We start from the raw sequence: 6095 nt of genomic DNA on the forward strand, positions 1-6095 counted from the left end.
GGCCCGTGAAAGTCCGACAGACTGCTAGGCAGCGATCAGCCGTCGCGGCGTACGCGGATGCTCTGGAAGTGGCGGTAGGTCACCTGTCCGGGCCCGCCGCTCGGTTTGCGGTGGACGTGGCGGATTTCCGTCCAGTCCACCTCGCCGCTGATGGCGCGGGACTGGCTTTGCTGCAGGGCAATGCGCGCGGCGGCGGCGAGCACCGGCTCGGGCACCGGCGTCTGACTGTTCTCCCGGCGCAGCACCACATGGCTGCCGCCTAAATCCTGAATGTGAAACCACAGGTCCCAGGGTTTGGCCGTGCGAAAGGTCAGGCGGTCATTTTCCCTGGCATTTTTACCCCAGAGGATCGTGAAGCCGTCGATGATGGTTTGATTGAATGTAGCATCCTCCGGTTTCTCTTTTTTGGCCAGGCTTCCTGACGCGGGCGACGTGTGGGTTGCCGAACCATCCAAGGACGGTGGCTGTGGCTCGCTACCCGCAAGGCGTTCCAGCAGCTTCTCTGCCTCTTGCAGGCGGCTGGTGATTTCCCGCTGTGCGCGCTGACTGCGTTGCGCCTGCTGCATATACCACTGCGCCTGCCGGTGCAGAAACTTGCCCGGTGTTACGGCAATAGTCAGGAGCGCACCCGCTGCGCTGGTGTGGTCCGGGGCGCTGATCTGAGTGTCTGACGCCATCGTGTCGGGCAGGGCGAAGAGGGCGAATGCCTGGGTACGATACACCTCCGGGTCCTCCCAGCGCGCCATGTCCTGGCGCATTTTCTGGATGCGGTGCTGCAGACGTTCCCGCTGCAAGGCGAGAGCACGTTCCTGTGCTGAGGGCTCCGGGTGAGCGGCAGGGAGCACAAAGCGTAGCGCCTCCTGTGCCGAAATCTCCTGCATCGGCGCCCAGTCGGGCAGGGGCAAGGGGTAGAGGACGGGTTTACGGGCTTCCGCCGAAGACCGCCACCAGGGCGCGCAGGGATCTGCGCGCTGCGACCAGGCCTCCTGCATGGCCTGCTGCTCGGCCGTATGCTGCGGGCGATAACGGGGTGCGACGCGGCGCAGCCAGGTGGTAGCACTGGGTAAAGGCTGGGCAAAGGGCAGGCTGTCTCCCGGCGGAACATACACAATGCCAGGCAGAAAGCGCGGCGCGGCTTTGCCGTCGAGACTGTCCCAACGCCAGGCCCAACGGATATGCTGCGTCTCATCGAGCAGGGCGATATTGCCGCGTCCGCCAAAGCATTCGGCAATCAGACTGACCTGGTCCACCCGCTTGCTGATATGGACGCGGCTGCAATCCATGCGCACGATGCGATCCGCCCAGGGCACGCTGATGCGCTGAATGCGAAAACCCGCCAAACGCTGATTGAGCGGGCTGCTCCAGGTGGTCAGGGCGCCCGGCTTATGGAATGCGGTATCCTGCCAGAGCCCCAGAGGGGCACGCTGCACGATCAGCGCAAGATGCGTTTTGGCGGTGTGCAGATATATCCCGCCCGGCGCGTCGCTGATGCCCTGGATGGCCTGCTGCGCGAGCTGGCTGTCCAAACACTGGGCGGCGGCTGCGAGTTGCAAAGTGTCCATCTGTCGAAGCTAAGCCGCGCGCACTGGCAACGTGCTCATGCCTCTTTGCGCGCCTCGATCACGACCGCCTTATCCGTCACCGCGCCCAAGCTGCGCAGCACTCCCATCAGTGTCGCCAACGCGGTCGGCGGCTTTTGCAGGCTGGCGTCCAGTACGCACTCCGCACGCTCCGGCGCCTCGTAGGGGTCGTCCACACCGGTAAAGCCGGTGATTTCGCCGCGCATGGCCTTGGCATAAAGGCCTTTGGGATCGCGCTCGGCACAGACCTCCAGCGGGGTGGCCACATGGACTTCGATAAATAGACCACCCGCTTCTTCCACCAGACGACGCGCATCGGCGCGGGCCTGACGATAGGGCGAAATGGCAGCGACTACCGCAATGCCGCCATGGCGTGCCACCAGACTGGCGACGAAGCCGATGCGGCGGATATTTTCGTCGCGGTCTTCGCGGCTGAAACTCAAGCCTTTGGACAGAAAACGCCGCACCACATCGCCATCCAGCAGGGTCACGGCGCGCTCATCATCCGCTTCCAGAGTGCGGGCCAGCATCCCCGCCAGAGTGCTTTTGCCGCTGGCAGACAGTCCGGTAAACCAGATGACCAGTCCGCGCCGGTCCGCACCGCGGTAGGCCTGGCGCAATATCTGAATGACCTCCGGTGGGGAGAACCATTCGGGTATGTCCTCCCGGCTGGCCAGTCGCCGCCGCAACTCCGTACCGGAAATGCCCGCCAGGGTCTCGCCGTTGGCCTCTTCCACCGGTACATAACGGCGCCGGGTCCGGGAATACGCATATTCGGGCAGAAAAATGCCGGCAATACCCATCTCATCGGCGTGCCGGGCAAAAAGCTCCTGTGCCGCAAAGGCCGGGTAGAGCAGACCGCCCGCCGCTGCGCCAGGGTCGGCATGACCGCGACCGATAATGAAATGGGTGGCTCCATAGTTGCGGCGAATCAGCGCGTGCCACAGCGCCTCTCGCGGGCCGGCCATGCGCATGGCCAGGGGCAGGGCCGAGAGCAGGGCAGTCGCCTGGGGATAATGGCCCAGCACCGCACGGTACACGCGCATGCGGTAGGACGCCTCCACATCGCCAGGTTTGGTGGGACCAATGGCCGGGTGCAGGAGCAGACGTGCACCCGCCCCGGCCTGTTCCAGCCCGGCCTGGGTCACGGCAATGTGGGCGTGATGCAGGGGGTTGCGGGTCTGAAAGGCGACAACCGGATGCGTTCCGCTCCAGTGCCTTTGCAGCATGGCCGGGGTCTGATACTCGGGCGGAAATTCGACGGCGGCGGCGCGGGTCAGGGTGTCCGCATCCCAGGCTGACACGCACCCCGCCACATAATAAGGGCCGCGCGCCAGCAACTCGGCCACGCCCGGATGGCTGGGGTCGGTCGTCCCATAAACCGCCGCGGCCTCCAGCAGTTTATCCGGACGATAGCAGGCGCTGACGGCAACGGACCCGAGGGGCGTGCCATCACTGCGCTCCAGGCGCAAAGTGTCCCCTGCCGCCAAAGACTGGCCGAGCGCCTCGCTGATGTCGAGCACCACGGGAATAGGCCAGAGCGCGCCATTACCCAGGCGCATATCCTGCAGCACGGACTGCCAGTCCGCTGCATCCAGGTAACCTTCCAGCGGAGCAAAAGCGCCGGTCAGCAACAGCTCCAGATCGCAGCGTTGGCGCGCCGTCAGGACATGAACCGGTGGAATGGACATGGACCGGTCCTTACGCGGAGAGCGGAAAGAGCGGCAGGTGCGCCAGGGCGATCACATCCGACCACTGGGTGGCGTCGCCTTCCGTACAAATGGCTGCGACGGCGGCAATCTCCGCATCGGCCTGCGCCATGAGCGCGCGCATGGCCGCCAGGGTCGATCCGGTGCTGACCACGTCATCCACCAGCGCCACCCGTTTGCCGCTGATCGCCGCGCGATCCTTGGCATCCAGATACAGGGTCTGGGGCTTGCCGGTGGTGATGGACAGGGTTTCGGTGGACAAAGCCTCGCCCATGTAAGACTTGTAGTTCTTGCGCAGGACGATATAGGGACGCCCACTGTGCACCGACAAGGCGTAGGCCAGGGGAATACTCTTGGCCTCGGCAGTGACGATCACGTCGTAGGAGCGTTCCGCCATGCGCCCGTTCAGCGCGTGGGCCGCGGCCTCCGTCAGTTCCGTATCGCCGAGGATGTTGAGGACGGCGATGGCCAGGTCCGGCTGCACTTTAAAAAGGGGGAGGTGGCGCTGCACCCCGTTGATGTGGAGGGGGTAGGTGCTGCTGTGGCTATCGGTGTGGGTCATGAATGCTCCTTTTATGCGCATTCTGCCACAGGGGAAGGGGGGTGGGTAGCTTGGGGGTATCGTCTATTATTGTTGCTCTGCTGCAGCACGGGCGTTTTCCCCTGTTGTTTGGTTGCTCGGAATCACAGGTCGGGTTGTGTGGCCGTATGAACGGGTATAGATTGCAGTGAAGTGGTTAAGTGACTGTTTTTTCGTGTTCTGTATTGCCGGTGAAAAAGTTGGGCGACATTGGTTCGGCGGCCCTTAAGCCGTCTGAATGATGCTTGAGCTCAAAAATGAAATCCTTACTGGATGGAACGCGGGCTATCCAATAAGGTAAACGAGTCCCGCATAACTGAGGAGCAATATCATGGCACTTATTAAATGGGAACCGCTGCGTGAAATCGACGATATGTTCGATCGCTACATAAGGGCGATGGGTTGGCCTTCTAACCGGGGTCAGGAACTCATGACAACGGGTGATTGGTCTCCCCGCGTTGACATCAGCGAGACCGCCAATGAGTTCGTGATCAAGGCGGAAATACCCGAGGTCAAGAAAGAAGATGTCAAAGTCAGCGTGGACAATGGGGTGCTGACCATCCAGGGGGAAAGGAAGCAGGAGAAGGAAGAAAAAGGGAAAAAGTTCCATCGAGTCGAGCGGTACTACGGAAGCTTTGTCCGTAGTTTTACGCTGCCTGACAATGTCGATGAAACCAAGATCAAAGCCACGTTTAAGGATGGCATGCTGAATCTCCAGGTGCCAAAAAGTGCTGAAACGAAGCATAAGGCCATTGAAGTGAAAGTGGAGTAGGCGCTCCAACAAATCGCCGGCGGGCGTACAGAGCGTTACGCCACGGTAAGAATTCGATTGATGTGAAACTCATGACCTACAAAAAAGCCGGCCCCCGCGAAGGGGCCGGCTTTCTGACGCTACAGACGTCGGGGAGTAAGGCTTAGAAGCCGCCCATACCACCCATGCCGCCCATACCGCCACCCATGTCGCCACCCATGTCGCCGCCGGACTTGTCGTCTTTCTTCGGCAGTTCGGTGACCATGGCTTCCGTGGTGATCATCAGGCCGGCAATGCTGGAGGCCTTCTGCAACGCGGTGCGGGTAACCTTGGTCGGGTCAATGACGCCCATTTCGAACATGTCACCATATTCGTCGGTGGCGGCGTTGTAACCATAACCATCCTTACCGTCGACCACCTTGTTCAGAATAACGCTGCCTTCACCACCGGCGTTAGCCACAATCTGCCGCAAAGGTTCTTCAATGGCGCGACGAATGATGGCCACACCCATATCCTGGTCATGGTTGGCAGCCTTGAATTTCTCCAGGGCGTGACGGGCGCGGACCAGAGCCACACCACCACCGGGGACAATGCCTTCCTCGACAGCTGCACGGGTAGCGTGCAGGGCGTCTTCGACACGTGCCTTCTTTTCCTTCATTTCCATTTCGGAACCGGCACCGACCTTGATGACCGCAACGCCGCCGGCCAGTTTGGCGACCCGTTCCTGCAGTTTTTCACGGTCGTAGTCGGAGCTGGCATCTTCCATCTGACGACGGATCTGCTCGACGCGGGCCTTGATTTCGCTCTGCTGGCCAGCACCATCAATAATGGTGGTATTTTCCTTGTCAATGACGATTTTCTTGGCCTGACCGAGGTCGGCAAGGGTGGTGCTTTCCAGTTTCATGCCGATTTCTTCGGAGACCACGCGGCCGCCGGTGAGAATGGCCATGTCTTCGAGCATCGCCTTGCGACGATCACCAAAGCCCGGGGCCTTGACCGCAGCGACCTTGATGATGCCGCGCATGGTGTTGACGACCAGAGTGGCCAACGCCTCGCCTTCGACATCTTCAGCGACGATCAGCAGGGGACGGCTGGACTTGGCGACCTGCTCCAGAATGGGCAGCATGTCACGGATGGAGGAAATTTTCTTGTCGTGCAGGAGGATATAGGGATTCTCCAACTCGGCAACCATCTTTTCCTGGTTGTTGACGAAGTAAGGGGAGAGGTAGCCGCGGTCGAACTGCATACCTTCGACGACGTCCAACTCGTTTTCGAGGCCGGAACCTTCTTCCACGGTGATGACGCCCTCGTTGCCGACCTTCTCCATGGCTTCGGCAATGATCTTGCCGATGGAGTCGTCAGAGTTGGCGGAGATGGTGCCTACCTGAGCCACTTCCTTTTGGGTCTTGCAGGGCTTGGACTGCTTCTTCAGCTCTTCGACGATGACGATGACCGACTTGTCGATGCCGCGCTTC

The 6095-nt window shown here is 61.2% G+C and carries 5 protein-coding genes; 1 reads left to right on the top strand and 4 read right to left on the bottom strand.

Annotated elements, in window-relative coordinates; translation table 11 throughout:
• Positions 1-35 precede the first annotated feature (35 nt).
• The 3 genes from Q0C48_RS05160 to Q0C48_RS05170 are packed head-to-tail and all read right to left on the bottom strand — an operon-like array spanning position 36 to position 3851.
• Positions 36-1562 (bottom strand): NFACT RNA binding domain-containing protein, encoded by a 1527-nt coding sequence (locus Q0C48_RS05160; RefSeq protein WP_291522153.1) that lies wholly within the window; start codon positions 1560-1562, stop codon positions 36-38.
• 35 nt (positions 1563-1597) lie between these two features.
• Complete coding sequence (sat, locus tag Q0C48_RS05165) at positions 1598-3271, bottom strand: sulfate adenylyltransferase (protein ID WP_291522155.1); 1674 nt, start codon at positions 3269-3271, stop codon at positions 1598-1600.
• A gap of 10 nt (positions 3272-3281) precedes the next feature.
• Complete coding sequence (locus Q0C48_RS05170) at positions 3282-3851, bottom strand: phosphoribosyltransferase family protein (RefSeq protein WP_291522157.1); 570 nt, start codon at positions 3849-3851, stop codon at positions 3282-3284.
• Positions 3852-4200: 349 nt separating this feature from the next.
• On the opposite strand from Q0C48_RS05170, the gene Q0C48_RS05175 reads away from it, so the two are divergent.
• A complete protein-coding gene (locus Q0C48_RS05175) occupies positions 4201-4641 on the top strand; it encodes an Hsp20/alpha crystallin family protein (protein WP_291522159.1) in 441 nt (146 codons plus the stop codon).
• Positions 4642-4783: 142 nt separating this feature from the next.
• Here Q0C48_RS05175 and groL read toward each other — a convergent pair.
• Positions 4784-6095: chaperonin GroEL (gene groL / locus Q0C48_RS05180; protein WP_291522161.1), on the bottom strand; the 1312-nt coding region annotated here is incomplete at its 5' end.

The sequence above is a fragment of the Acidithiobacillus sp. genome (genome assembly GCF_023255755.1).
Classification (GTDB): Bacteria; Pseudomonadota; Gammaproteobacteria; order Acidithiobacillales; family Acidithiobacillaceae; genus Acidithiobacillus.

What these genes read in the sequence shown, in the direction of transcription:
- sat (WP_291522155.1), bottom strand. Translation starts at nt 3,271, where the DNA reads ATGTCCATTCCACCGGTTCATGTCCTGACGGCGCGCCAACGCTGCGAT.
- Q0C48_RS05160 (WP_291522153.1), bottom strand. Translation starts at nt 1,562, where the DNA reads ATGGACACTTTGCAACTCGCAGCCGCCGCCCAGTGTTTGGACAGCCAG.
- Q0C48_RS05170 (WP_291522157.1), bottom strand. Translation starts at nt 3,851, where the DNA reads ATGACCCACACCGATAGCCACAGCAGCACCTACCCCCTCCACATCAAC.
- Q0C48_RS05175 (WP_291522159.1), top strand. Translation starts at nt 4,201, where the DNA reads ATGGCACTTATTAAATGGGAACCGCTGCGTGAAATCGACGATATGTTC.